This is a genomic window from Bacteriovorax sp. PP10 (assembly GCF_035013165.1).
GTDB classification, from domain to species: Bacteria; Bdellovibrionota; Bacteriovoracia; order Bacteriovoracales; family Bacteriovoracaceae; genus Bacteriovorax; species Bacteriovorax antarcticus.
Genome location: NZ_JAYGJQ010000001.1, coordinates 257,625 through 283,135, shown reverse-complemented (window position 1 = coordinate 283,135; position 25,511 = coordinate 257,625). Strand labels below are relative to the sequence as shown.

The window sequence follows — 25,511 nt, the reverse complement described above, 5'->3', positions numbered from 1 at the left end:
ACTTATGAATTATATTTTATCCATTGATCAAGGGACGACTGGAACGAGAGCTTGTTTAATTGATGCCACTAGCTTCTCAATGCTAGGACAAGTAAGTCGCGAGTACCCGCAAATTTATCCTAAGCCTTCATGGGTTGAACATAACCTAAATGATATTTGGTCGACAGTTGAAGTGACGATTAAAGAACTTTTAAAGAATCACAATATTCAAGGTCAGATGATTAAGGCCATTGGGATTACAAATCAAAGAGAAACAACGTGTGCCTTTGATAAAAAAGGAACTCCTCTAGCCAATGCTATTGTTTGGCAAGATAGACGAACTGCCGATTTCTGCCAGGAACTTCGCGATAAAAATCTTTCTGAAAAAATTAAAGAAAAAACAGGTCTTCCAATTGATCCTTATTTTTCTGCGACAAAAATGAACTGGCTGTTAAAAAATAATTCAGCTGTATCTGGCGCGAATGCTTCTGGAAATTTATTATTCGGAACTGTTGATACCTTTTTATTATATAAGTTAAGTGGAAATGTCTCTCACAAGACAGATGCTTCAAATGCATCTCGTACCATGCTTATGGATTTGAAAACTTGTGATTGGGATAAAGAGCTTTTAGAAATTTTTTCTGTTAAACGCGAAACTCTTCCATCAATTGAAGATTCATTCGGTGAATTCGGCGTAACAAAAGGTTTAGGATTTTTACCAGATGGAATTCCTGTCACTGGAATTCTTGGTGATCAACAATCTGCTTTATTTGGTCAGGCAGGATTTCACAAAGGTGATATGAAGTGCACATACGGAACAGGGGCCTTCGTTTTACTCAATACAGGTAGTGACTTAGTTTATTCTCAGTCAGGACTTCTAACGACTGTTGAATACCGTCACAAAGGTAAAGCTGTTTACGCTCTTGAAGGATCAAGCTACATCGCAGGTGCTGCTGTTCAATGGCTTCGCGATAACTTAAAAATTATTTCAAAGAGTACTGAAGTTGAGCCTCTGGCACGCGAAGTAAAAAATATGGATGAGTTAAAACATATTCAATTTTTTCCATTTTTTGCTGGTATCGGTTCTCCTTATTGGAATGCTGAAGCTAAGGGTGCTCTGACAGGTCTGACTCGTGATTCATCTCGCAGTCATATCGCTTATGCATGCTTAGAAGGAATTGCGATGTCGATCAATGATCTTTTATCCGCAATGAAAAAAGATACTGGACTTGCGATCAAAACTTTAAAAGTTGACGGTGGAGCTGCTGCAAACTCTCTGCTTATGGAGCTTCAAGCGACGATTTCAGAGACAACAATCATTCGCCCTAAGGTTATTGAGACTACAGCTTTTGGAGCGGCCATGGCGGCAGCAATCGGTGCTGGATTAACTGATTTTGAAAAGCTTGAGACGACTTGGAAAAAAGACCGCGAGTTTCCGATCGAGCAGGACCTGCTTCCGTATATCAAAGATAAAAAAGTATTATGGAATAAAACGATTCAGACTTTTTTTAAGTAAGTTGTTTGTAACAAAAACATCCAACTTCATGATCCATGAATAAACCACAAGCTTGCATGTGGGCATACATAATCGTACTGCCCACAAACTTAAACCCACGCTTCTTTAAATCTGCCGATAGGGCGTCACTTTCTTTAGTCGTGGCCACAGCTTCTTTGTGAGTTTTTCTCTTGGTGATAATTGGCTTATTTCCCACAAAACCCCAGATGTATTTATCAAAACTTCCAAACTCTTTTTGAATCTCAATAAAAAGCTTAGCATTTGTCACACTAGAGTTAATTTTCAATTTATTTCTGATAATTCCTGGATCAAGAATTAAGGATTCGATTTTTTTTGGCGTATATTTCGCCACTTTAACAACATCAAAATTAGAATAGGCCTTTCTATAACCTTCTCGTCTAGAAAGGATTGTCGCCCAACTTAAACCCGCCTGGGCCCCTTCTAAAATCAGAAACTCAAAGTGAGTTTTATCGTCATGAACCGGACGCCCCCATTCTTCATCATGATATTTCACATAATCGGCATCTTTTCCTTCGGCCCAAAAGCAGCGTTTTAATTCTTTCATTTCTTTTTTATTTCTAATTCACAAACTTGTTTTTGCGCATTCCACTTCCCGCCTGTTTTCAGACAAGAATGAACATCCCAGATCATTCTAAGAACAACGATCACAATCGTTACAAGTAAAACACGAATGGCATTTTTTCTCGTATACATTATTTGCCAATAAATTGATCCAGGTCTCTCGCCTGTCTCAATCCTACGATTTCGATATCAAATTTACCTTTAAGCTCTCTTGCCGTTTTTTCAGAAGTCACAACTCGCTTGTAATTAAGTTGGGCCATCTCTTTAATTCTCATTTCCATTTGAGGAATAGATCGTACTTCACCAGTTAACCCAACTTCGCCCACGAAAATCGTGCTCGAATCAATAGGCTTAGATCTGTATGAACTAAGGAGTGAAGCGATGATCGATAAATCCGATTCACGTGTCGTGAGCTTCATTCCGCCAACAACGTTCAAGTAGATATCATTAAATCCCATAGGGATTCCGAAATATTTTTCAATAACGGCAACCATCATCGACAGACGGTTGTTATCAACCCCGTGAGTGGTTCTTCTTCCGTTTCCAAACTTATTGTCCACAACTAGTGCTTGAACTTCAATAAAGAGCGATCTAGACCCTTCGATGATACATGTAAGTGATCTACCAAAAGAATCTTTCAGCTGATCATCTAAAAAGTACTGAGAAGGATTTGTAACTTCAGCAAGTCCACTTTCTTTCATTTCAAAAATACCAACTTCATTAGTATTTCCAAAACGGTTTTTCATAGCTCTTAGAATTCTATAGTGACCAAACTGATCCCCTTCAAAATAAATAACCGTATCAACCATGTGTTCTAAAATCTTAGGGCCGGCAATTGATCCTTCTTTTGTAATGTGACCAATAACAAAACAAGTAATCCCATTGGCCTTCACGTGACTCATTAACTCATACGTTACTTCACGAATTTGAGACACACTCCCTGGTGCTGAATCTATTTCTGAAGACGATGTAGTTTGAATTGAATCGATAACTAAAAATCTAGGCTGAAGTTTATTGATTTGCTCTAAAACTTTCTGCCAATTTGTTTCGTTATAAATATAAAAGTTAGCAGTATTCACTCCAACTCTTTTAGATCTCTCTGCAACCTGATTAACAGACTCCTCTCCACTTACGTAGAGAACAACTTGTCCTGCATGACTCTGAGAAAGTTTTCCCATAACACTTGTTAAAAGCGTCGACTTACCAATTCCCGGTTCTCCACCAATAAGAATCAATGACCCTGGAACAACTCCACCACCAACAACACGGTCAAACTCACTCATCCCTGTTACAACTCTAAATTGTTTTTCTAAAACAATATCGTTGATCAGTTTCGGCTCTTCACTTCCAAGTGCCGTTCTCTTGTGAGCTCTATTTGTGTCTTTTGCAGATAATGTCGTCTCTTCAACGAATGAGTTCCACGATCCGCACTCAGGGCATTTCCCCATCCACTTAGACGTCTGATATGAGCAGCTTTGGCAAACGAAGGTACTTATTTTTTTGGCCATGAGGTCTTCCTACGCTAAAAGTTTTAGCAGTTCAGCTTCAGTGATAATTTTAATTTTTAATTCTAAAGCTTTCTTAAATTTACTTGAAGTAGGATCCGTTTCATTTGTAACTAAGATATCTGTATTTTTAGAAACTGATGAAACAACAATTCCGCCACCAGCTCTAATCATATCTTCAATCACCGGGCGCTTTTCTGACAACGCTCCAGTAATACAAATTTTCTTTCCAGTAACGGCCGTTTCTCGCGTTTCCTCTACTGTAAACTCAAACCCAAGTTCGACTAACTCGTCGATCATATCTTTTTTCTCGCGCAAAGAAGAAAGGAAGTCTGTTGCTGATTTATCAGCAAAAGATTCAACTTTCATTAGTTGCTCGATACTTAAATGTTTAATTTTTGTGATGTTATCAAAACCAGCTCTCACAATTTTTTCACATTTATTAAATGCTCCACCAGAAATTCCAAGTGCGGCCAGAAAGGTAATTAAATCTACATTCTTAGTTTTTTGAATTGATTCGATAAGTTTATTGCTTAACTTATCTTTAACTTTATCAATCTTCATCAGATCTGCTGCTTCTAAACGATATAAATCTGGAATGGTTTTAACTAATTTAGCATTAATTAATTCCTCCAATCTCTTTCCACTTAAATCATCAATGCCAATCTTCTGAATGAAATTTAAAATGATCTCTTTGTTTTTTCCTGGGCAATTTTCGTTCTTACAAAAAAGTCTGATATCTACGATCTCAACTTTTGAATGGCAACTCGGGCAACACTCGGGAATCTCGAGTTTATTGTTTGAAGGAGTCACAACCGATAAAAACTTTGGAATAACTTCACCAGAGCGGATGATTTCAATCACATCCCCTGCCTTCAAATTATTCGCAGCGACCATGCCGTAATTATGCAAAGTCACTCTCGAAATCATCGCTCCCGACAATTCCACCGGTTCAACATCGCCTACTGGAGTTAGAATCCCATTGCGTGACACCGACCAGATAATTTCTTTTAAAATAGTATTCTTTGATTCACCTTGAAACTTAAAGGCCATCTTATAACGAGGATGGTGAGATGTTTCCCCCAACTCTTCATGCAAAAACATTTTATTAAATGTAAAAACGAGTCCATCAATCTGATAATCTCCTTCTGACATAAATTCTCGCGCCTTCAAAATAACATCTTGAATACTTTCTTTGCTTGTATGAATTTCCACTTCTGGAATTAAAAAACCAAGCTTAGATAAAATTTTAAATTTTTGATCTTCAGTTTCAAGTCTTTCATCACTTAAGTAATCAAAGGCCATGAACTTGATGTAGCGACAAAGTTCCAGGTTATCTTTTCTTCCCATCAAACCAGCAACAATATTTCTTTGGCTAGTTGGTTTTTCAAGACCGATAGAAGTCATTTCCTGGGCTAAATCAAAGAAGCTTTTTTCATCACAAAAAAGTTCTCCCCTAATTTCGATTTTATTTTTTGATGTTATTAACTTTGGAACATTAGATACCCACATAACTTTTTTCGTTATGTTTTCCCCAAACGTCCCATCACCTCTAGTCTTGGCCATAGTTAAGTGACCATCTTCAAAAATGATCGAGCAGCTGATTCCATCAAGCTTCATAGTGCTTAAAATGTCTTCATTGCCTTTCCATGAAACCAGGTCTTCAACGACATAAGTCTTTTCAAGAGAAAGCATTTTTTTATCATGCTTAATCTTGTCGCTGGCCGAAGTGGTCGTCCCAACGATTAACAGTGTAGAATTTTTTGGATCGAGTTTTCTTAATTCCTCTTCTAGCTTGTCATAGTCGCTATCAGAGATATCGGGGCGCCCTTGATAATAGAGCGCCTTGTGTTTAATAATTTCTTTTTCTAGTGTCTGGATGCGACTCATTTTTACTAACCCCAAGGTTTTTTAAAATGTGAATATCGCCCCTACTTTAGCAGATGTATCTTTAAATTGCTCTTCCTTTGTACTTCCAGTAAAGCTCGCCTTATTAGATAAAATTTGTAATCCGGCCTGAAGCGTAATGTTGGTTTCTAAGTTATATTGTCCACCAAACTCTAAACGGTAATTTGAACTCGATTCATCCGGGCCAAAAACTCTGACTTTTTCTTTGTATGCAGATGTTAAAAGGAAATCAATTAACATATATACTCGAGTGGCTTCATAAATTGGAATACTTCCTCTAGCACCAAGCAGTAATCCACTAAATGTAAATTCAGTAAATCCGTCTGTTGTATTTGTGCTCATTCCGTAAGTGTAACTTCCATATCCACCATAGACGTCGATCTGAGGGCCATAGAAGAATCCTAAAGGAAGATACTTGTATCCAAACTTCACACGCACAGCTGAGTTGTCTGTGTTGTTGCTATCGCTGGTAAAAGTCCCGACATCTTTTTTATAACTTCCGATTTTTTTTGCAAAATCCAATCCGGCCCAGAAGTTTCTTGTGGCCCAAAGTTCTGCTTCAAGATCTCCACCATAAAGCATTCCGCTTACTGATTTTTCACCGTTACCAGTTCTGGTCACTGATCCACTTCCAAGATTTAGAAAAATCCCAAGTGAACCTAATTTTCCAAATTCATTATCTGCTTTATCACCGTAGGCAACTTGCTCAACAACTTTTCTCGATTCAACTGAACGAACCTTTACCCAGTCTTCAATTTTAAGTTTTTTATTTCCTTCATAACTTAAAACTTTCGCTTGAGCTTGTGTTTCACCGACATCAAAAACGCGGGCGTCCGCTATTTTTTCAGTTTGATAATCAATGATCTCTTTTAAAAGAGGATGTTGTCTTTTTGCCGTTGGTCTCTCGATGACAATTTCACTTCCATTGAAAATTTGAGATTTTTTTCCAATATCAATTGTAAACTGATCACCAAGAACGCCTTTAACTCTTCCGTTATAAGGAATTGTCTTCTCATATATATCTAGCCAGTTTTTTACCGTTTGAGAAATCACTGTTGGGTCTGTTGATTTTAACTGAGTCTGCTCTTTAAAGTATCTGTCTTCACCATTCTCACCAATGATTTCAACTTTTACTTCAGTTGCACTTGCTCCAAGAGCAAGAGAGATTCTAATAAGTGTTCCGGCCTTAGTTTTATCTGCTACAACTTTTAAAACATCTTTATTATTTAAATGTCCTTCAAGTGATTTCGAATACTGACCTAAAATATTGATCAATTCCGAATTCGACTTATATGTACACCAAGTCCCATCTTTAATATAACTTTCGATATCTTCAAAAACCCTGAATCCAACTTTATTATCTGCCCCATCCGTAACCGGAAGAAGCATACAATGTCTCATCGACTCCGAAGCGAAGATATTGAAAGATGCGGCCATAAGGCCAATCAGTAATAATTTTTTCATAGTTCTATCTCTGGCAATGGCGGAAGCTGGTCCTGATGAATACTTGATTCATAAACCTGCAGAAGCATCTTCAGGTCGTTAATTTCTTCTTCTAGTTCACGATTTCTTCTTTTTAGAAATTCGTTTTCCAATTTTAAAGAAAGTTCGACTTTCTCTACGGCTATTTCCTTAGTCCAGATAAAGTACTTTCCGTTTTCTTCTTTGTGCTTAATGTGACCTGCTTTGATCGATCTACGGATTGTCGAGATTGAAGTCTTCTTAACGTTAGCGTAGTCGAGAATTGATAACCAAATTCCATCTTGATTCATGAGTCTTTCTCCATTCTGGTGAGTACTCATATTCTAACTTAGATTGGGACTTTGGTTGAAAAAAAATAATCCGTGCAAGATACTCTGGTATTTAATTAATTTCTCAAACTTAAAAAAGGAGTGTTATTCTATCAACATGTATCATGATGTTGATTTAAGCCAATTCAAAAATAAAAAAACCGCACTAGTCTTGTCTGGTGGAGTTGTAAAAGCAGCTTCATGGCATTTGGGTGTTGCCCTGGCCCTCGAAGAATTAGGCTTTGTTTTAAAACACAATAAATCGCCACATGATGTTGATTATGAAATTTCAACTTATGTTGGATCAAGTGCCGGTTCACTAATCAATCTTTACTTCGCTTCAGGCTTCCGCCCGATTGATGTCATTGATGCTACTTTAAATCGCAAGAATGCCCAGACATCGCTAAAGCCTATCACCTACGCAGATATGCTTTCTCGCAAAATGCCGATGAAGAATCCTTTCAACTTCGATTTTTATAATCCGCTTGAAGGTTTCCCTTCTCTAATTAAGCAAATGTCTAAACCGCTTCTTTCGCTCTCTGGTTTGTTTTCAACTGAAGGCCTAAACCAATACATGCAAAAGAATGTCATCATCTCTCAGTCATTTGATGAATACGCTGCCGATATGTTTGTCGTTGCGACTCAACTCGATCACTCTCGAAAAGTTATTTTCGGGAAATATAATTACCCAAGTCCGATTCATGATTCGACTGCCGAGTATTATACTGGTGTAGATGTCTCTCAAGCTGTTTCAGCAAGCATGAGTGTTCCACCTTTTTATGCTCCATTCCCGATTAAAAATCCTAGAACATCTCAGACAGATTATTATATCGATGGCGAAATTAGAGAGACATTATCTACTCACGTCGCTGTTGATAATAAATGTGATTACGTTATTAGCTCATGGACTCACACGCCTTATCACTACCACGATGAAATCGGATCTTTGATCAACTTTGGTATCCCTGCTATTTGTATGCAGGCCATTTATCTAATGATCCAAAAGAAGATTGTTGCTTCAAGAAGCCAGAACATTCTAGCTAAAGATATTATCGATACAGTTAATGATTACATGGCCTCGCAAAACTTCAGCACGAAGGATAGAACGAAGATCACTTCTATTTTAGAGCGCAAAATGAACTACAATCCGAATGTTAAGTTTATTGATATTTATCCGGATCACTCTCACTACAAACTATTCTTTACGAATTCATTCTCGTTAGATCCAAACAAAGCGAAGTATATTATGACGGCAGGTTATAAGAAGACTTTGGAAGTTTTTAAAAAGCTAGAATAAAAAAAGCGAGAGTGGTATTAGGGTACCATTCTCGCTTTAGAAGTAATTTAAATTAAATTTTTTGAATTTCAGTTCTTGTTTCACATCTTGCTACATTTTCACAAAACATTGAACTTCTTCTTTGCATACATGCTTTCTTAGCATTACTTCTTGCTTCAAGTTCTGTTAATGCAGGAGCTCCAAGAAATCCTTCTCCAAAATCTGAAGTTGTTTCACAAGTATAAACTTTAATTTCTCTTGTTTGTGGTCTTGCATCGTCTTCTAGGTCATAAACTCTATTTTGTAGTTCACGAACAGCTCTTTCAAGCTGAATCATTCTTTTCATTGTCGCACGTGAATCTGTATCTCTATCATTACCAACTTCAATTCTAATAATTGTTCCACCATCATTCGTTCCCATTCTTCCGTCTCTATTGTTATCTCTAGCGAATGCAGATGTCGTTAAAGTTAAAGCTAGTAATACAAGAAGTGATTTCATGTTGGCTCCCAAGAAGGTTTGTTTTTTACGATATTAAATCAGAACCTGTAATTTTTGGGCCACTCTATAAAAATGTTCCAGGGGTGTTAAAAGTTTAAACACCTTTTTTGAGTGTCTAAATTTTAGACACTTTTTTTAATACAAAAAGAGACTCTGATTACAAATAGTTGCCATCCAAAATTCTCAAAATTACTGCCACTTAACTAGCAAGAGTGCTGACTACAGTAGGCTGGAATTAATACACTCATACCTATAGAGCGTTGAGATAAATCTAAATACACATTAAATTAGTCTCAATTAATGTAACCTCTCCCCGGATGAAGTATGAAGAACATTAAATTATTAAAATTGGCCGCGATTCTAGCATTGATATCTACAATATCTTTTGCATCAATATTAAAGGCCGACGACATCATCCTTCCCGTTATTACAAAACCAGCTGCTCTTCAGGAAGGAACTCAACGAATTCTAACCAAAGATCAGATTGCTGAACTACTACCTTGGGCACAAAATTCTCAAGTGTATTTAAAAGACCTTCTTGAAAGTGTTGAATTATTAAGCTCAGCGGAGAAAGCAGAAAAACTAAGTGATGGAATTAAAATTGTTGTAACTGAAGTGTCATCTAAGAATTCTGAATTATTTATGAGATATGTTCTTAACCGTGCACTAGTTATCAATGAAACAATTTCCGAAGAAGTTAATAAAGATGATGTTGGGGCCGCAGATGTAAAACTAAGAGTTCTTATTTCTTCTATTAAAATGGCATTAAGATATTATGATTTAGATCTACAGACCTTAACAAAAAACCAGAAAGCTGATTTCGCTGTTTTTGGTCTTCAATATTTTAATTTTTTAAATGATTTAAATAACTCTATCTTTGATGCTTCAGCTCAATATGCAATTCAAAAAACAGCACTTGAATGGTTTCAGTGGGATCTTTACCGCAGTCTAAACAATCAAGCATTCGCTCCACAAATCGTTAAGATTAATAATGCTTTAAAGGGCTTCCCTGCTAAAAATATTAATGATGCTAAAGCGCTTTCAAATATTCGACAAATGAAGAGACTTGCAAGAAGTATGAAAATTGATGATGTTTCACTAGCTGCACTTAAATCAATATCAAATATTGGCAATGCTTCATGTGGTAGAATTTTTTGCATTGGGGATAGCGTTTTATACTACAACGGATCCTATGTGCGAGAAGCTACAATTGAATACGCTTGGGATGATGTCGTTAACTTATCAATAGATTCGAGACCTCTTAATCTCGTAAGCATTAAATCTCTTGCTTTACCTTCTGGTTGCGATGCAAATTTCTGCGTTGGTGATAAAGTTTATAACAATCACAATAAGCTTCATGCTGTCATTTATGGTCTACAAGATGATGGACAATATGTTCTTTATTATACTGGACGTGAAAATCCAATTGCATTCGGCTGGGATTCTCGTTATTTGTCAAAAGAAGATTAAGCTTTAAAGCTGCTCGATCAGATAAGCACCTTCAGAACAGAAAGTTTTAAGGAAGTCAGTCGTTCCGTCTGCATAATCCAGGCGGACACTGAATATCCCTTCAAGGTCACCAGAAACAAAAGCTTTCTCAGCTAATTCAGAGCTATCACGAGTGAAGTTTCCTTCAGTATCCAGGAAGCTTGTCTCAGCAAACATTTCACCAGATCTATTTTTTCCACTAACTTTGATATCTCTCAGGTCTTTTTTAAGATTGATCTGAACCATACAACGCTCACCAAGTTCACTTAACTCGTTGGCCTGCATAACTCTATTGATAAAGTCCTGTCCTGGAATTTCGATTTCTTTTGTATTCTTCGTTCCAACAAAAAGACTTGTTCCCATGTGTTTAAACTCTAGATATTTTCTCGAGTTATCCACAAGCTCAGGAACTTTGATTTCATAAGCATTAAGAGTCTTTTTCTTCGCTGTAATTTTTGTTCCAAAGAAAGAAACATCCGTTCCGTTGATGTTTAGTTCTTTTACTGTTTTTCCTAAAAGGCTTCTTGTCGTAAAAGTGTAAAGCTCTCTTTGAGTACCCACGAAATCCGGGTCTTCAAAGTACATTTCGCCATCACCAACATAAACAATTTTCTGAGCGCTTTCTTTGTTATCTAAAAGATATCTAATAAGAGTGTTTCCAGTTTTCACACCAAGAAATAATACGTAAGCAGCATTGTCTTGATTCTGTTGCATTTTAAACTTATCAGAGAAGAACAACTTATATTGGTATTCAGAATCAATCTCTACATCAGCAATACTTGGATCAACTGCAACCATTAGAAGATTACCTGTTACACCCGTTTGTTTTTTAGATAAAAATCTTTGAATACCTTCTTCACTTAGAAGAGGAACTTCAATACCGCTTGTTAAAAGATTTAATTCAACTCTTGTAGGAATTAATCCCTGCGCTTGAATCACACCTGTCTGAGTACTCACGTCCCCTGCTAATGAGTAAGCAAGTTTGATTTCTCCCGAAGTCTGATCATCCATTCTTTCTGCTCTATCATAGTCTGGTACAAATTCGAATCCAAGCACCTGAGTACTCTTGCGAGTGGCCAGATTGATTTCGCGTGCCTTAACAGTGAAGTCCACTTGATTTGCTGGTGCTGCGTCGGCAGCTGCCATGAATGCTGAAATTTCACTTGCTGTCGTTTTTGCTACCGAAGCTTGCGTCTTTTTTGAGTAGTCAAAAACAAGATTGTCTTCATCTGCCATCGCTTGCTCTAGAGCATCTGTTTCAGTTGTCGTCTCTATAGAAGAAGCAATTCTTTTTGATGGAGCTGATTGAGTATTCATCGCTACCATTGGTGATTTATGTACCGCTCTTTCAATCGCTCCTTTAACTGAAGCTGAAATTGGAGCATCGAAGATTTTTTTTAATTTTTGAGTATTCGCTACCGGAGCTGTTTCTTTTTCTCCAGCTGCTGAGTAGTCAAACATCACAAGATCATCATTAACTGGGTTTTCTTTTGTCGCGACTTCAGCGCGAGCAATTTCTTCTTTCATCGCTGCATCGACTGTGATCTCTTCTACAACATGAGTTGTTGTTGAAGCTTGGGCCACATTCACTGCATCTTCTTTTACAATTTCTTGTTTTGAAGTGGCTTCAGTTACGCCTACAACTTCTGTCGCTACTGGATCTACAGATGCAATTAATGTATTTGCGAAAGTCTCATATTGAAGAGAGTCGACTTCATATCCATAAAGTTTAATTAATTCATTGTTATTAATTTCAGAACCAGACTCATCAGTTGAATTAGTATTCATTAGACGATCTGAAATCGTCATATCAACGGCCGCGATTTCTGGTTTAATATCATTCCAGTTCTTAGCGATAACCGCATGCTTGAATTCAACCTTTTTAGGTACCATCGCATAGCGAGTTCTTAAAATTTTACTTTTGATTTCTTTTTCAATCGTAGAAACGATTCCCGCAGTCACATCAGTCCTAACAACGTCGGCCTTAATTTCAGTTTTTTGAGAAAGGTGCTGGATGTTTGCTGCCGCGTTTTTAAACGCCGAGAAATCCACTTTTTTGGGCTCATATCTATCAGTTGAATACGTAAGGGCGCCTACCACTAATGTAGTCGTAAAAAGGCACGTAAACGTTTTAACAAAAATAGATTTGTTCATCATAGTTATTGTTAAAGTTTAAAGGGGTTTGGAAGAGTTGCAAGGATTGTGAGGCTTTTGCCTAGTAAGAAATGAAGAAAATGAGTACTCAAGGCCAAAAACCCTGAGTACTCACAAATAGCTTAGTGTGATCTTGTGAATTCTGCGAGCTGAATACGTAATCTAGCTCTTTCAGCTTTCTGAACATAATGGTCAACTTCTTCAATAGAAAGACCTTCTGTATTTTTCAATCTGTCTTCAGCGTTTTGAAGAGAAAGCTTAGCTCTCTCAACATTAACTTCCGTGCTCTCTTCTGCAGTATTAGCAAGGATGATGACTTTGTTTTCTAAAATTTTACAAACACCTGACGAAAGTAAAAAGTTTCTATCAGCGTAATCTGGTCCACCGAAAACCGTTAAAATCCCAGTCGCAAGTTTCGTTACGATGTGAGTATGATTTTCAAGAACGTTGATCTGCCCGCGAACCGTTGGGATTAGCAACGATTCAGCAGGGATTGCTTTAGCAATAATTTTAGAAGGCGTCAGAATATCAACTGTATAATATTTCATATCTTTAGAACCCAAGTTAATTATTTACCGGCCTTAATTTGTGCAGCTTTTTCGTAAACCATTTCAAGTCCACCAACTAGGTAGAAAGCTTGCTCTGGTAGTTCATCAACTTCACCATTAAGAATTGCCTTGAATGCTTTAATTGTATCTTCCATCTTTACGAATTTACCTTTTAGACCAGTAAATTGCTCAGCTACGAAGAACGGTTGAGAAAGGAATTTTTGAACCTTTCTTGCACGACCAACAATTAACTTATCTTCTTCAGAAAGTTCATCCATCCCAAGAATCGCGATGATATCTTGAAGTTCTTTGTACTTTTGAAGAATTTTCTGAACACCACGAGCAGTATCATAGTGATCTTGACCAACGATAGCTGGAGTTAAGATCGACGATGAAGATGAAAGTGGATCTACCGCAGGGTAAATTCCAAGCTCAGCAATCTGGCGTGAAAGTTCTGTAGTTGCATCTAAATGGGCAAACGTAGTAGCTGGAGCTGGATCGGTATAGTCATCCGCAGGAACGTATACAGCTTGGATAGATGTAATCGAACCGTTAAGTGTAGATGTAATACGTTCCTGCATAGCTCCCATTTCCGTCCCTAGAGTTGGCTGGTAACCTACTGCTGAAGGAATACGTCCAAGAAGAGCTGATACTTCAGATCCTGCTTGAGTAAAGCGGAAGATGTTATCTACGAAAAATAGTACGTCTTGGTTTTCTTCATCACGGAAGTATTCCGCCATTGAAAGACCAGTTAAAGCAACACGTGCACGAGCTCCAGGTGGCTCATTCATTTGTCCGAAAACCAGTGCAGTTTTCGCGATTACTCCAGACTCAGTCATCTCGTGGAATAAATCGTTACCTTCACGAGTACGCTCACCTACACCTGCGAATACAGAGTATCCACCGTGCTCAGTAGCGATGTTGTTAATTAACTCTTGAATTAGAACTGTTTTACCAACTCCAGCACCACCGAAAAGACCGATCTTTCCACCGCGAACGTATGGAGCAAGAAGGTCAATAACTTTGATCCCTGTATAGAACTGCTCTAGTTTTGTTGATTGTTTATCGAATCCAGGAGCTGCTCTGTGAATGTCGTAAGTTTTCTTAGCGCCAATTGGACCAGCTTCATCAACCGGCTCTCCAATAACGTTAACAATTCTTCCTAAACACTCTTTTCCAACTGGAGCTTGAATCATCTTTCCAGTATCAAGAACTTTTAATCCTCTTGATAGACCTTCAGTTGAATCCATAGCGATACAACGAACCATGTTGTCACCTAAGTGTTGAGAAACCTCAACAGTTAAATTCCACTCATCTTTCGAAATTGTTTTGTTTGTAATTTTTAGAGCGTTGAAGATCGCAGGAATTTTTCCATTAGAAAATTCTACGTCCAGAACGGGCCCCATTACTTGTTTTACTACACCGAAATTTTCAGACATTGGTGATTCCCCTTAACCGTTCAGTGACTCAGCACCAGACACTACTTCAGATAACTCTGTTGTAATCGCTGCTTGTCTCAGTTTATTCATTTTTATTGATAACGTTCTAATTGCTTTTTTACAGTTAGATGAAGCAGAGTCCATCGCACTCATTCTCGATCCGTGCTCAGCCGCTACTGCATCTAAAAGAGCAGTGTATAGCGTACTGATGTACGTTTGAGGAATAAGAGTGTTTAAGATTTCAGTCGCACTTGGGTCGTACTTGAAATCAAATGGAAACTTTTCTTTTAGTGTTTCTTTTTCAGCAGTATCTAAAGTTAACGGCAGTAATTGTTTTACTGTCGGATCAAAAGCAATCGCAGAAAGGAAATGGTTGAATGCCACGAATACGTGTCCAACTTCCCCAGTCTTAAATAACTCAGATAGCTCTACCCCAACTTGCTCCATTTCCATGAATGTTGGTTCGTTCTTAACGAAAGAGTATGTTTTCCCTTTGTTAAGATCAGCGGCCAATAGATCTCTAACTTTTTTCCCGATGAAGATAAGTTTCACATCAAGGTTTGTTTCTTCTAAAAACTTTCTAACTTTTTTTGCAAGCTGAGAGTTGTACGATCCGCAAAGCCCTTTGTCAGAAGAGATAACTAGAAGCACAGCTTTGTTGTTATCTTTCTTTTCATTTAAAAACTCATGATCATAATTTTGAACTAATGCAGATACCGTCTTAATTGTATCTTCAAGCTCACGTGCGTATGGACGTGAGTTCAAAATATTGTTCTGAGCCTTAGCTAATTTTGCGGCCGAAACAAGCTTCATAGCTTGTGTAATTTTAGAAGTACTCTTCGTACTTTTAATTTTCTTTTTCAGCTCTTTAATATTCGCCATGGTTTATATTCCTAATTCTTCTTTCTTAGTATTTTTTTGTAGCTAAGAAACCTTTAACAGCTTCAAGAATTTTAGTTTCGTTATCAGCTTTTACTTCTTTTGCATTAGAAATATCAGTCATAACGTCAGCATGTCTTGAGTGTAAAAATTCAAGGATGTCTTTTTCAGCTACTCTAACTTTTGGAGTTGGAACAACGTCTAGTAATCCTTTAGTTGCAACAAGAATTGCTACTGCTTGGTCAATAACATCAACTGGAGCGTAGTTATCTTGTTTTAGAAGTTCAACTAGTCTCTCACCTCTGTTTAGCTGTCTCTTAGTCGCTTCATCAAGGTCAGATCCGAAAGCAGAGAAAGCAGCAAGCTCTCTGTACTGAGCTAGATCCAGACGAAGTGTACCAGCAACTTTTTTCATTGCTTTAATTTGAGCAGATCCACCAACGCGTGAAACTGAAAGACCAACGTTTACAGCTGGACGGATACCAGAGTTGAATAAATCCGACTCAAGGAAAATCTGACCATCAGTAATCGAAATTACGTTTGTAGGAATGTATGCAGAAACGTCACCTTCCTGAGTTTCAATGATTGGAAGAGCAGTTAGTGAACCGTTTCCTAATTCATCGTTCAGTTTACATCCACGCTCAAGAAGTCTTGAGTGAAGGAAGAAAACGTCCCCTGGGAATGCTTCACGTCCTGGTGGACGACGAAGAAGAAGTGACATTTGACGGTATGCTTGTGCTTGCTTAGTTAAATCGTCATAAACGATAACTGCGTGGCGACCGCTGTCTCTGTAGTACTCACCCATTGTACAACCAGTGTATGGAGCAAGGAACTGCATTGGAGCAGAAGCTGAAGCTGTAGCTGAAACGATGATTGTGTAATCAAGAGCGCCAGCGTCTTTTAGTTTTTGTTGAACTTGTCTTACTGTAGATTGTTTTTGTCCAATAGCTACGTAAACACAAATTACGTTTTTACCTTTTTGGTTGATGATCGTATCGATAGCGATTGCTGTTTTACCAGTCTTACGGTCACCAATGATAAGCTCTCTTTGTCCACGTCCAATTGGAATCATAGAATCGATTGCTTTAATACCTGTTTGAAGAGGCTCATGAACTGATTTACGAGCGATGATCCCTGGAGCTTTAATTTCAACAACACGTGAGTGCTCTGATTTAATTTCTCCCATTCCATCAATAGGCTCTCCGATTGCGTTTACAACTCTTCCTAGAAGAGCGTCACCAACTGGAACAGCTACGATTCTTTCAGTTCTCTTTACAGAAGAACCTTCTTTAATTCTTGTGTCTTCACCAAGAATAGCGATACCTACGTTATTTGTTTCTAAGTTTAGAACCATTCCTGTTGTGCCCGATTCGAACTCAACAAGCTCTCCGTACATAACGTTTTTAAGACCGAACGCTCTCGCGATACCATCTCCAACAGTTAATACAGTTCCAACTTCGTCTACTTGAAGTCTAGTTTGAAAGTTTGAGATTCTTTCTTTGATAATACTTGTAATCTCTTCTGGATTCATTGCCATTTTTTACCTCTTAGTCCTTTTTATTGGGCTATTATGAATTTAAAACACTGTCTTTAAATTGATCTAATTGATTTTCAAGAGATGCATCTAACTGAAGATCTTCAACAGTTACTCTGTATCCCGCTGTTACGTTTGCACTTTTTTTGTATTCAAGAATTGGCTCTCTTCCAAGCTTTCCTTGAAGATAAACTTTTAGTTTTTCTTTTACGTCAGCTGGAATCGTTTCTTCAGATCCTTCGATTGTTCCACGAAGAAATCCTTTATTGTGATCGTCGATAACGATTACATTTTTGAAGATCATTGGCATTAAACCAAGTCTTTGTTCTTGTACAAGGTATTGCATGAAGTTTACAACCATTTGACTTAAACCAAGTCTTTTCATAACTTCGTTTAATACACCTAGTTTTTCTTCAGCTGAAAAAACATCAAGAAACAATAGAGTTTCAAGATCGTTATTTTTGTTAATTACTTCTGTAAGTTTTGTAAGGTCAGACACTACGTCTAACTTTAGCTCAACTCCAAGTTCAACAATTGATTGTGCATAAGCTTTAGCAATAATTTGTTCTTTCATTTGGGCCTATCTCAGTTCTGAAACAATTTTAGAAGTTGCACGAGTTTTCATGTCGGCATTTCCATTGATTGTTTGCTTAGTTTTAGCAATTACATTGTTAAGAAGATCTTCGTTTAGTTTTTCAACTAATTCATTCTTCTCACCTTCAAGTTTCTTATCGAAGTCTCTTTCAGTTCTTACGATATGATCCTGAGTTTCCTGGCCATGAGTTTGAGCAAACGTCTTAACGTCTGATTCATAGTCATTTTGAATTTTAGAAACTTCAGCTGGAAGATTATTCATTTTCGAAGTTAGATTTTTTAATCTCTCTTCTGCATCTTTATTCTTTTGAGCTGCTGAGTTCATCAGGCTTTCAACTTCAGTTGCATTCTTTGTGAACATTTCGTGCATTGGTTTTTTTAATTTCCAAACTAGAAATCCCGCAAGAACAGCAAAGTTAATTGCCGGGTACATTAGGTCTTTAATTGACGGTTCATGGTGAGCGCCGCTTTCTGCTGCGACTGCAGTTGCAGTAAGAGCGATGAACATAAATGAATATTTAGCTAGAGCTTTCATTTAATTCCTTATTTAGTTAATTTTTCTACAAGTGTATTTGATAATTTTTCTGCTTCAGCAAGAACTGTAATTCTTTTGTCAGCAAGGTCTTTTAGAAGTGAAGATCTCTTCCCTTCGTATTCACCAGTAAGTTTCTCTTCAGCGCTATCGAAGATAGCTTTTTCTTTTGCAGCGATTTCTGATTTTTTCTTTGTCGCTACTGCTTGAGAATCTGTGTGAGTTTTTTCGATTGAGTTTTTGTATTGAACAGCAAGATCATCTGCTTGTCTGTAAACATGGTTAGCATGTGAATCTAACTTAGTTGTTTTTTGCTCTCTTAGGTCCAATACTTCCTGCAGTCTTTTGAATAGAACTGGCGCGATGATATTGAAAAACACTACGAAGAGTACAAATTGAATTAGGAACGTTTGATCGATCTTAAGTGAGTTAAGAATAGTGACAATTGTATTCATGGTTTTGAAAACCCCGTTTTCTTTCGCAATAAAAAATTTTATTGAATTGTGTGAACTTTTTTTTCCACTAATAGATAATAGTTCTAGGGGTTTTCGTCAAGGAATTTTAGAGATTCGGGACATTTGACGCGAGTTAAGTTTGAGTATTTTTCTTGTCGCGCATTTTTGTTGTACCGTGAAAAATAACGCCTTCTTCCACAATTAAACTTGGAGTCGTTATAATCCCTTCAAATCGCGCGGGCTTCAATATTTCTACTCGAGAGCTGGCCTTGATATTTCCTTTTACGGAACCGGCTATAATAATAATGTTTGCGTTAATATCGGCGTTGATAATAGCGCCTTCAGAAATAACAACTGTGTCATTTGAAAACACTGACCCGTTTACGATGCCCGCAATTCTTGCAGTTCCATTGAAAGAAAGGTTTCCTTCAAACTTACAACCCTCTTCAATGATCGCTGAAACTTCACCACGGCGTCTTTCCATAAACTACGTCCTCAAATAAAAAGTGGCCCTATAGGACCACTTATTTATAAAAAATTATGTTCTCTAGAATACATTCTACTTCGATAGAAGGAATTCATATATATCGTTAAATTCTGCCTCATTGCTATATTTTAACGAAATCTGTCCGGATCCATTTTTACCACTCGATAAAGCGAAATGGTATCCAGTTTTTTGCTCGAGAGTCTTTCTAAATTGGTCAAGTTTCTCTTCGAAAAATGGATTTGTTCTACCCGCTTTTTCTTTAAGCGGCTTTTTAGCCTTAATGGCCTGTTCTAGTTCGCGAACTGACCATGACTTAGCAACAGCTTCGTTAGCGAGTCTAGTGGCATCCTCACGCTCTTTAACAGCGGCTAAAATTTTAGCGTGTCCAAACGAAAGCATTTCTTTTTGAAGAAGATCGATAACTGGACGTGGAAGATTTAATACGCGAAGGAAGTTCGCTACAGTCGAGCGCTCTTTCCCAAGTTTCTTAGCAACATCTTCTTGAGTCAGTTTGTATTCGTTCATCAGTTGGTAGTAAGCAAGAGCTTCTTCAACACAGTTAAGATCCGAACGTTGAACGTTCTCGATAATAGACATGATCATTTTTTCACGATCAGTCGCTCTCTTCACTACAACTGGAACTTGTTCTAATCCGATTTTTTTCGAAGCACGTAAACGGCGTTCACCGGCCACAAGTTCGTATTCACCGTTTTCTAATTCAGCAACGATTAGCGGCTGAATGATTCCGTTTTCTCTAATAGACTCTGCCAATTCATCAAGGTCTTTTTCCTTGAAAATTTTTCGTGGTTGATTTGGATTTGTTTTAATTGATCCAACATTTACCAGGAGCGGAGTGTTTTCATATCTAATCTCAATTTCTTTTTCTACAGGAGCGGCCGGAGCATGCTCTTGTGGATTTCCATAGTGAGAATTGTAAGTTTGATTAACAACAGTGTTTGGAGTTGCATCGTGAAGTAGTGATGCGATTCCTTTTCCTAAAGCAAGTTTCTTAGCCATAAAATTTCCTTAGAGCCTACTGCTCAAAAATAGGTGGTTCATCTGCAGGATTGATCTTTGATAAATCTGGAATAGAGTTCATCAATACATCTTCCGGTTCTTTGTCTGACCCACTCTCTTTAGAAGCTTCAGTGTTTCCTTTGAAACGTTCTTTAAGAATTATTTCCTTGGCCAATGCTAAGTAGGCTTCACTGCCTTTTGATTCGATATCGTAAAGAATGATTGGTTTCCCAAATGAAGGACACTCAGCAAGCTTTACGTTTCTCGGAATAATTGTTTTGAAAACAGTGTCACCAAAATGCGTTTTGATTTCTGTTGCAACTTGCTTATGCAGACCCGAACGTGAGTCGTACATAGTAAGAAGAATTCCATCTAACTCTAAATTTGGATTTAGTGATGTTCTGATAAGACGAACAGTATTTAATAACTGCGCCAGACCTTCCATTGCTAAATATTCAGTTTGCATTGGAACAATATAAGAGTGAGCAGCGTTTAGTGCGTTCACAGTTAAAAGTCCAAGTGACGGAGGACAATCGATAATGATGTAGTCATAATCTTTGTCTACAGACTTGAATGCATTTTTTAGTTTTGATTCACGCGCGAATAATGAAACAAGTTCAATTTCTGCACCTGAAAGATTGTTATCAGAAGGACAGATATGAAAAAATGGTAATTCACTTTCGTAAATCGCTTCTTTCAAATCAATCTGACCAATAAGAGCGTGGTAAATATTCTTTTCTTTAAATGTTTCTTTAGCCAGACCAATACTTAGACTTCCGTTTCCTTGTGGATCCAGGTCGATTAGTAGAGTTCTTTTCTCGGCTACTGCTAGACACGCTGCAAGATTAACTGAAGAAGTAGTCTTACCAACTCCCCCTTTTTGGTTCATCATAGCAATAATTTTAGCCATTTATGGTACCCCTTTTTGACTATTTAAGACTCAAATATATCTTTTTTTATATTTAAAGTAACGATGAAAATTTAATAATTTTTTCCGTAACCAATGTTCCACGTAGAACTTTTCTGTTCTTAAATCCTAACAAGACGCGTCCTTCAGTTCCTGGTACGTCGTATGATTTCTCTTCAATTAGTTCCCAATTTTTTTCCAGAAGTTCTTCGATATCTTCTAGCTCATAAAAGTTTGGCCCTTTATAGAAAAAGACATAGACGGTTTTGTCCGTGCGGATCATCGGTAAAAAATCGATAACTTTTCCGACGGCCTTAAAAGTAATGACGGTGTCGACATCAAAGTCCACAAAGTCTAATCTTTGGTGTTTCAGTGTTGCGTTGGTTAAACCAAGACTGTTCGCGATACTTTGAACAACTTGTGCTTTTTTAGCGCGCGCTTCCATTCCAATAAATTTTACGTCTGGGTTTTTGAATGCCAGAGGAAGGATTGGAAATCCCCCACCAAATCCAACATCCACTACAAGTTTGGTAGTTTCCAAAGCATTTCTAAAAACTTTACTCTCAGTCATCGGCATAACCGAATCGAGGATCTGTTTATTGTAAAAATCTTCAGGAGATTCAATTCTTGTTAAATTGATGCCGGCAAATTCACCGGTCAACAAATCGAGGTACTTTTTAGCGAATTCTTTCATTTTTTGCCTTAAACCAGATTTCCGGCCACGTATGCTAGGGTAGCGGGTCTGATTCCTTCAATTCGTTGTAATTGACCGAAAGTTTCCGGCCTAATCGTTTTAATTCTTAATTTACATTCGAAGGAGATGTTTTTTGAATCAGCCAGGATTTCCCAGTCGATTCTCTTCTTACTCATTCTATTAATCTTTTCACTCTCAATTACTGCTCTATCAATATAGCCTTCGTACTTCGCGGCGATCGCCACAGTTCTGATAACATCTAGATTGAAACTCGCCCCTACTTTTAAACATTCAGCTTCCAGTACTTTTACTGGATTTAAATTCGGGCGGCGAAGAAGTTCTTTTAAGCTGATGTTGTTTTCTAGAGTTCCGTATTCCTTTTCAGCGAAATATACTTTGTTCGAAGGCGTTGTTGCGTAATACATCGTCTCTTCGATTAGTTTTTCCAGGATTTCTACTTCATCTAAGATACTTTCTTGGTAGAAATCTAGCTTCCCAGACAATCCAAGAACCTTTCTATATTTATTCATTCTCTGAATTGTATTATCTTCTCTTACGTAAAGACGGTTTTCTGATCTAGCGGTGAATAGTCTATAAGGTTCATCACGCTTATTTGTGACTAAATCTTCGACCATAACTCCAATATAAGAGTCGTTTCTATCTAAAACGAGTGGATCTTTCCCTAAAAATGCTAAAGAAGCATTAATTCCCGCTACAATTCCCTGCCCTGCTGCTTCTTCGTATCCAGAAGTCCCACAAACTTGTCCCGCAAAGAAGAGTCCTGGAATAGATTTATACTCCATCAATCGCGATAATTCTGAAGTATCGACAACGTCGTATTCAACTGCGTATCCATGAACGAGGATTTTTGCGTTTTCTAGACCAGAAATAGTGCGAATAAAGCTCTCTTGCACGTCTTTTGGTAGAGAAGTTGAAACTCCGTTAGGATAAATCGTCTCTAGATTCAATCCTTCTGGTTCAACGAAGACATGATGAACGTCTTTTTCTGTATACCTGAAAGCTTTATCTTCAATTGAAGGACAATATCTTGGTCCAACACCTTTGATTTGTCCGTTAAAGATAGGAGATCTCTCTTTATTAGCTCTAATAATCGATAAAGTTTCCGAATTTGTCCTTGTTAGATAACAAGCGACTTGTTCTGAGCTTCGCTCAAACGGTTCAGACAAAGAATGGAAGTTTCTTGTGCTGTAATCACTTTCTTGCGGCTCCATCACAGAGTAGTTAATCGTTTTACGATCAATTCTCGGTGGAGTTCCGGTTTTGAATCTATTTGGAGTTGTTTTGATGTCCGCGAATAAATCATTCAGACCAACAGACTCTTTACACTCTACTCTTCCGCCTGCGTTTTGCTCTTCACCTGTGTGAAGTTTTCCGGCCAAGAAAGTTCCTGTTGTAACGATAACTTTTTTAGATTCGAAAGTTTTTCCCGACTCAGTCTCGATAATAAACGAATCGTTTTCTTTTCTCACGGACTTTACCATCTCACGAATGATCGAGAGATTGTCTCTTTGAGATAAAAGTTCTTCGGCGTATTTTGTGTAAAGTTCTTTGTCGACTTGAACTCTTGTCGATTGAACGGCAAAACCTTTTGACTCATTCAAAGTGCGATACTGAATTCCGGCCTTGTCTGCGACAATTCCCATCAGTCCACCAAGTGCATCGATCTCTCGAACCACTTGTCCTTTCCCTACTCCGCCGACTGCCGGATTACATGGAGTCGATGCGAGAGTTGCGCCCGGACCAGAAATCAGTCCAACTTTTAAATCGAATTGCGATGAAATCCATGCGGCTTCTGAGCCTGCATGACCGCCACCAATAATAAGAATGTCGAAATTGTTTTTCATATAATTTGTTCCACGTAGAACATTGCGATCTTTAATAGGATTGATTATTAGTACAAAAAGAAGCGATTGGCTATTTCCCTATGCAGAAATTCGCGAATATGGAATTTAGTACATCGTCTGGAGAAACAATCCCAATTAACTCAGTTAACGAGTGTCCGAGGATATTTACTTCAGAAGAAAGTATCGCAACGTCATCTATCTCGTTGATATTACTAGAAAATTCAATGGATTTACTATAAATTTTATTTATAACATCTCTGTGTCTTTCCAGTAATATCGGGTTATTAGCCGTGGAAATGTCGAATTTTTTAATAATATGAGACTTTAAAACTGGTTCTATAGGACCAGTAGGACCAGATTGGTTTTCATTTTTTGGTCCTATAGGGGCAACTTTTTCGGAGTTGGGATGCGGCCCTACCGGGCCTGGTCCTATCGGACCACTTTGCGAATTCGAAGAACTTTTTTCGAGTTTTGGTTCTATAGGGGCAGGGTTTTTTGAAGATGGTTCTATAGAACCACTCTTTAAAATTTGTGCTGAATTTTTTGAATCCGCACTACCCTCTTTTTCATTCTTCATTGGAGAAACACTTTTTTCAACTGGTTCTATAGGACCAGTTTTTGCGAAATCTGGTTCTATAGGACCAAGATTTTTCGAATTTGGTTCTATAGGACCGGCGGTTTTTGAGTCTGGTCCTATAGAACCAGAATCCATAAGTGGTCCCATAGGACCAAGAATAGTTAATGGTCCTATAGAACCACCTTCGAGTGAATTGAAGTTAGCTTTCGCTATATTTTTTGTCTTAATTTTTGAGAAATCTACAGTAGAAACTTGCGAATCAAAATCCGATTTATCACTGTGAGAAACGACTAAAAAGTCGAAATCTACATCAGTGAATTTTGCTAAATATTGAGCGTTCGTTTCGTATGGATTTACGATTAAAATTTTGTAAAAAGAGCGGGATAAAATATTCATGGCCCTATCGATTCCGATATTTTCAATAACGTCACTCGATTCACGAATCCCGGCCGTATCGACCAGCTTGAAATTGGTTCCATCAATGTGGATCACTTCCGATACATAATCGCGAGTGGTCCCGGCAATATTTGAAACAATCGATCGGTCATGCTTCAAAAGAATATTAAACAAAGAACTCTTACCCGCGTTGGTCTGCCCTACCAGGACAATTTCTGGTGAAAGCAACGACGAGATATTTCCTTCGGTCCTGGTTTTTAGGCTCGAGATCAATTTGAAGAATTTGGCGAATGAGTCCTGGAAAAGTTTTTGAGTTTCTTCCACCCCAACATCTTCAGAAAAGTCGATCGAGATCTCAACGGCCGCTTTTAATTTCAAATAGGCGTCATAAAGGGCCAAGTATTGGGCATGCAGGTCGCCTTGCAGGATGTCTAGACCCTGAGACAGCATCAAACTTGAGTTCGCGTTTAAAAGCATGTCCAGGCCTTCCACTTGTGAAAGACTTAGTTTCTTATTTTTTAGAGCTCGGTATGTGAATTCTCCAGGAGCTGCTGATCTACAGTCACCGTGATTCACAAAAAGTTCGAGAATTCTTTGAATATTGAGCTGATTTCCGTGAATTGATAATTCAAGAACGTTTTCTCCTGTGTAACTCCCCCCTTCAGGGAAGAAAACTAGAAGACCATTATCAAAGATTTTATCTTCGAAAATTATATTTGTGAGATGTGATTTGCGGTTGATTGTTTTTGAGAGATCGAAGGAGAAAAATTTTTGTAGATCGATTAAATTTTTAAATCCCGAGAGTCTTAAAACTGCAATTGCAGTATTGGATTGAGTTCCAGTACTGCAAGCAATTATAGTTTTATCATCGGTATAAAAATTCATATGGC

At 37.8% G+C, this 25,511-nt stretch carries 24 protein-coding genes; 3 read left to right on the top strand and 21 right to left on the bottom strand.

Annotated features, from left to right (window positions below; all coding sequences use genetic code 11):
- Positions 1-4 precede the first annotated feature (4 nt).
- Complete coding sequence (locus SHI21_RS01305; protein WP_323574313.1) at positions 5-1,495, top strand: FGGY family carbohydrate kinase; 1,491 nt, start codon at positions 5-7, stop codon at positions 1,493-1,495.
- On the opposite strand, the gene SHI21_RS01300 is transcribed toward SHI21_RS01305, so the two are convergent.
- From SHI21_RS01300 to SHI21_RS01275, 6 genes are read right to left on the bottom strand one after another with little or no spacing between them, the layout of a single operon-like run.
- Positions 1,488-2,060 carry a DNA-3-methyladenine glycosylase I gene (locus SHI21_RS01300; RefSeq protein ID WP_323574312.1) on the bottom strand — a complete coding sequence of 191 codons (573 nt, stop codon included), beginning with the start codon at positions 2,058-2,060 and terminating at the stop codon, positions 1,488-1,490. The genes SHI21_RS01305 and SHI21_RS01300 overlap by 8 nt on opposite strands.
- Positions 2,057-2,209: a hypothetical protein gene (locus tag SHI21_RS01295; RefSeq protein WP_323574311.1), complete on the bottom strand. Its 153-nt coding sequence runs from the start codon at positions 2,207-2,209 to the stop codon at positions 2,057-2,059. The genes SHI21_RS01300 and SHI21_RS01295 overlap by 4 nt, the downstream gene beginning before the upstream one ends.
- On the bottom strand, positions 2,209-3,585 hold the full coding sequence (radA, locus tag SHI21_RS01290) for a DNA repair protein RadA (RefSeq protein WP_323574310.1): 1,377 nt from the start codon (positions 3,583-3,585) through the stop codon (positions 2,209-2,211). Before radA ends, SHI21_RS01295 begins: the two co-directional genes overlap by 1 nt.
- A 9-nt stretch (positions 3,586-3,594) precedes the next feature.
- The gene (gene ligA, locus SHI21_RS01285; protein ID WP_323574309.1) at positions 3,595-5,472 is read right to left on the bottom strand and encodes an NAD-dependent DNA ligase LigA; all 1,878 of its coding nucleotides are present in this window, start codon (positions 5,470-5,472) and stop codon (positions 3,595-3,597) included.
- A 21-nt stretch (positions 5,473-5,493) separates the two neighbouring features.
- The gene (locus SHI21_RS01280; RefSeq protein ID WP_323574308.1) at positions 5,494-6,954 is read right to left on the bottom strand and encodes a hypothetical protein; all 1,461 of its coding nucleotides are present in this window, start codon (positions 6,952-6,954) and stop codon (positions 5,494-5,496) included.
- The gene (locus tag SHI21_RS01275) at positions 6,951-7,262 is read right to left on the bottom strand and encodes a coiled-coil domain-containing protein (protein WP_323574307.1); all 312 of its coding nucleotides are present in this window, start codon (positions 7,260-7,262) and stop codon (positions 6,951-6,953) included. Before SHI21_RS01275 ends, SHI21_RS01280 begins: the two co-directional genes overlap by 4 nt.
- Positions 7,263-7,398: 136 nt before the next feature.
- On the opposite strand from SHI21_RS01275, the gene SHI21_RS01270 reads away from it, so the two are divergent.
- Positions 7,399-8,577: a patatin-like phospholipase family protein gene (locus SHI21_RS01270; protein WP_323574306.1), complete on the top strand. Its 1,179-nt coding sequence runs from the start codon at positions 7,399-7,401 to the stop codon at positions 8,575-8,577.
- A 52-nt stretch (positions 8,578-8,629) separates the two neighbouring features.
- Here the strand turns inward: SHI21_RS01270 and SHI21_RS01265 are convergent, their stop codons facing one another.
- Complete coding sequence (locus SHI21_RS01265; protein ID WP_323574305.1) at positions 8,630-9,055, bottom strand: hypothetical protein; 426 nt, start codon at positions 9,053-9,055, stop codon at positions 8,630-8,632.
- Between the two features lie 324 nt (positions 9,056-9,379).
- Here SHI21_RS01265 and SHI21_RS01260 point away from each other — a divergent pair, with 324 nt between their 5' ends.
- Entirely contained in the window at positions 9,380-10,525 is a 1,146-nt protein-coding gene (locus SHI21_RS01260) for a hypothetical protein (protein ID WP_323574303.1), read from the top strand.
- A gap of 3 nt (positions 10,526-10,528) precedes the next feature.
- Here the strand turns inward: SHI21_RS01260 and SHI21_RS01255 are convergent, their stop codons facing one another.
- From SHI21_RS01255 to SHI21_RS01190, 14 genes are all read right to left on the bottom strand, one after another.
- Positions 10,529-12,700: a hypothetical protein gene (locus tag SHI21_RS01255; RefSeq protein ID WP_323574301.1), complete on the bottom strand. Its 2,172-nt coding sequence runs from the start codon at positions 12,698-12,700 to the stop codon at positions 10,529-10,531.
- A gap of 119 nt (positions 12,701-12,819) precedes the next feature.
- A complete protein-coding gene (gene atpC, locus SHI21_RS01250; RefSeq protein WP_323574299.1) occupies positions 12,820-13,245 on the bottom strand; it encodes an ATP synthase F1 subunit epsilon in 426 nt (141 codons plus the stop codon).
- Positions 13,246-13,265: 20 nt separating this feature from the next.
- Complete coding sequence (atpD, locus tag SHI21_RS01245; RefSeq protein ID WP_323574297.1) at positions 13,266-14,684, bottom strand: F0F1 ATP synthase subunit beta; 1,419 nt, start codon at positions 14,682-14,684, stop codon at positions 13,266-13,268.
- Between the two features lie 12 nt (positions 14,685-14,696).
- On the bottom strand, positions 14,697-15,566 hold the full coding sequence (gene atpG / locus SHI21_RS01240) for an ATP synthase F1 subunit gamma (protein WP_323574295.1): 870 nt from the start codon (positions 15,564-15,566) through the stop codon (positions 14,697-14,699).
- 25 nt (positions 15,567-15,591) lie between these two features.
- Complete coding sequence (gene atpA / locus SHI21_RS01235) at positions 15,592-17,100, bottom strand: F0F1 ATP synthase subunit alpha (RefSeq protein ID WP_323574294.1); 1,509 nt, start codon at positions 17,098-17,100, stop codon at positions 15,592-15,594.
- Between the two features lie 31 nt (positions 17,101-17,131).
- Positions 17,132-17,671 (bottom strand): F0F1 ATP synthase subunit delta, encoded by a 540-nt coding sequence (locus SHI21_RS01230; RefSeq protein WP_323574293.1) that lies wholly within the window; start codon positions 17,669-17,671, stop codon positions 17,132-17,134.
- 6 nt (positions 17,672-17,677) lie between these two features.
- Positions 17,678-18,226 (bottom strand): F0F1 ATP synthase subunit B family protein, encoded by a 549-nt coding sequence (locus SHI21_RS01225; protein WP_323574292.1) that lies wholly within the window; start codon positions 18,224-18,226, stop codon positions 17,678-17,680.
- Between the two features lie 8 nt (positions 18,227-18,234).
- A complete protein-coding gene (locus SHI21_RS01220) occupies positions 18,235-18,678 on the bottom strand; it encodes a hypothetical protein (RefSeq protein WP_323574291.1) in 444 nt (147 codons plus the stop codon).
- A gap of 133 nt (positions 18,679-18,811) precedes the next feature.
- Complete coding sequence (locus SHI21_RS01215; RefSeq protein ID WP_323574290.1) at positions 18,812-19,162, bottom strand: bactofilin family protein; 351 nt, start codon at positions 19,160-19,162, stop codon at positions 18,812-18,814.
- A gap of 75 nt (positions 19,163-19,237) precedes the next feature.
- Positions 19,238-20,182 carry a ParB/RepB/Spo0J family partition protein gene (locus SHI21_RS01210; RefSeq protein WP_323574289.1) on the bottom strand — a complete coding sequence of 315 codons (945 nt, stop codon included), beginning with the start codon at positions 20,180-20,182 and terminating at the stop codon, positions 19,238-19,240.
- A 16-nt stretch (positions 20,183-20,198) separates the two neighbouring features.
- Positions 20,199-21,092, bottom strand: coding sequence for a ParA family protein (locus SHI21_RS01205; protein WP_323574288.1), 894 nt, complete (start codon positions 21,090-21,092; stop codon positions 20,199-20,201).
- Between the two features lie 52 nt (positions 21,093-21,144).
- Positions 21,145-21,783: a 16S rRNA (guanine(527)-N(7))-methyltransferase RsmG gene (locus tag SHI21_RS01200; RefSeq protein WP_323574287.1), complete on the bottom strand. Its 639-nt coding sequence runs from the start codon at positions 21,781-21,783 to the stop codon at positions 21,145-21,147.
- Positions 21,784-21,791: 8 nt separating this feature from the next.
- Positions 21,792-23,648: a tRNA uridine-5-carboxymethylaminomethyl(34) synthesis enzyme MnmG gene (mnmG, locus tag SHI21_RS01195; RefSeq protein WP_323574286.1), complete on the bottom strand. Its 1,857-nt coding sequence runs from the start codon at positions 23,646-23,648 to the stop codon at positions 21,792-21,794.
- A 70-nt stretch (positions 23,649-23,718) separates the two neighbouring features.
- Positions 23,719-25,506 (bottom strand): tRNA modification GTPase, encoded by a 1,788-nt coding sequence (locus SHI21_RS01190; protein ID WP_323574285.1) that lies wholly within the window; start codon positions 25,504-25,506, stop codon positions 23,719-23,721.
- Positions 25,507-25,511 lie beyond the last annotated feature (5 nt).

Coding starts and splice junctions, on each gene's coding strand:
- SHI21_RS01280 (WP_323574308.1), bottom strand. CDS start 6,954: ATGAAAAAATTATTACTGATTGGCCTTATGGCCGCATCTTTCAATATC.
- SHI21_RS01225 (WP_323574292.1), bottom strand. CDS start 18,226: ATGAAAGCTCTAGCTAAATATTCATTTATGTTCATCGCTCTTACTGCA.
- SHI21_RS01215 (WP_323574290.1), bottom strand. CDS start 19,162: ATGGAAAGACGCCGTGGTGAAGTTTCAGCGATCATTGAAGAGGGTTGT.
- SHI21_RS01220 (WP_323574291.1), bottom strand. CDS start 18,678: ATGAATACAATTGTCACTATTCTTAACTCACTTAAGATCGATCAAACG.
- SHI21_RS01270 (WP_323574306.1), top strand. CDS start 7,399: ATGTATCATGATGTTGATTTAAGCCAATTCAAAAATAAAAAAACCGCA.
- radA (WP_323574310.1), bottom strand. CDS start 3,585: ATGGCCAAAAAAATAAGTACCTTCGTTTGCCAAAGCTGCTCATATCAG.
- atpA (WP_323574294.1), bottom strand. CDS start 17,100: ATGGCAATGAATCCAGAAGAGATTACAAGTATTATCAAAGAAAGAATC.
- SHI21_RS01275 (WP_323574307.1), bottom strand. CDS start 7,262: ATGAATCAAGATGGAATTTGGTTATCAATTCTCGACTACGCTAACGTT.
- SHI21_RS01305 (WP_323574313.1), top strand. CDS start 5: ATGAATTATATTTTATCCATTGATCAAGGGACGACTGGAACGAGAGCT.
- SHI21_RS01205 (WP_323574288.1), bottom strand. CDS start 21,092: ATGGCTAAAATTATTGCTATGATGAACCAAAAAGGGGGAGTTGGTAAG.
- SHI21_RS01265 (WP_323574305.1), bottom strand. CDS start 9,055: ATGAAATCACTTCTTGTATTACTAGCTTTAACTTTAACGACATCTGCA.
- SHI21_RS01230 (WP_323574293.1), bottom strand. CDS start 17,671: ATGAAAGAACAAATTATTGCTAAAGCTTATGCACAATCAATTGTTGAA.
- ligA (WP_323574309.1), bottom strand. CDS start 5,472: ATGAGTCGCATCCAGACACTAGAAAAAGAAATTATTAAACACAAGGCG.
- SHI21_RS01200 (WP_323574287.1), bottom strand. CDS start 21,783: ATGAAAGAATTCGCTAAAAAGTACCTCGATTTGTTGACCGGTGAATTT.
- atpC (WP_323574299.1), bottom strand. CDS start 13,245: ATGAAATATTATACAGTTGATATTCTGACGCCTTCTAAAATTATTGCT.
- atpD (WP_323574297.1), bottom strand. CDS start 14,684: ATGTCTGAAAATTTCGGTGTAGTAAAACAAGTAATGGGGCCCGTTCTG.
- SHI21_RS01260 (WP_323574303.1), top strand. CDS start 9,380: ATGAAGAACATTAAATTATTAAAATTGGCCGCGATTCTAGCATTGATA.
- atpG (WP_323574295.1), bottom strand. CDS start 15,566: ATGGCGAATATTAAAGAGCTGAAAAAGAAAATTAAAAGTACGAAGAGT.
- SHI21_RS01190 (WP_323574285.1), bottom strand. CDS start 25,506: ATGAATTTTTATACCGATGATAAAACTATAATTGCTTGCAGTACTGGA.
- SHI21_RS01210 (WP_323574289.1), bottom strand. CDS start 20,182: ATGGCTAAGAAACTTGCTTTAGGAAAAGGAATCGCATCACTACTTCAC.
- SHI21_RS01300 (WP_323574312.1), bottom strand. CDS start 2,060: ATGAAAGAATTAAAACGCTGCTTTTGGGCCGAAGGAAAAGATGCCGAT.
- SHI21_RS01255 (WP_323574301.1), bottom strand. CDS start 12,700: ATGATGAACAAATCTATTTTTGTTAAAACGTTTACGTGCCTTTTTACG.
- SHI21_RS01295 (WP_323574311.1), bottom strand. CDS start 2,209: ATGTATACGAGAAAAAATGCCATTCGTGTTTTACTTGTAACGATTGTG.
- mnmG (WP_323574286.1), bottom strand. CDS start 23,648: ATGAAAAACAATTTCGACATTCTTATTATTGGTGGCGGTCATGCAGGC.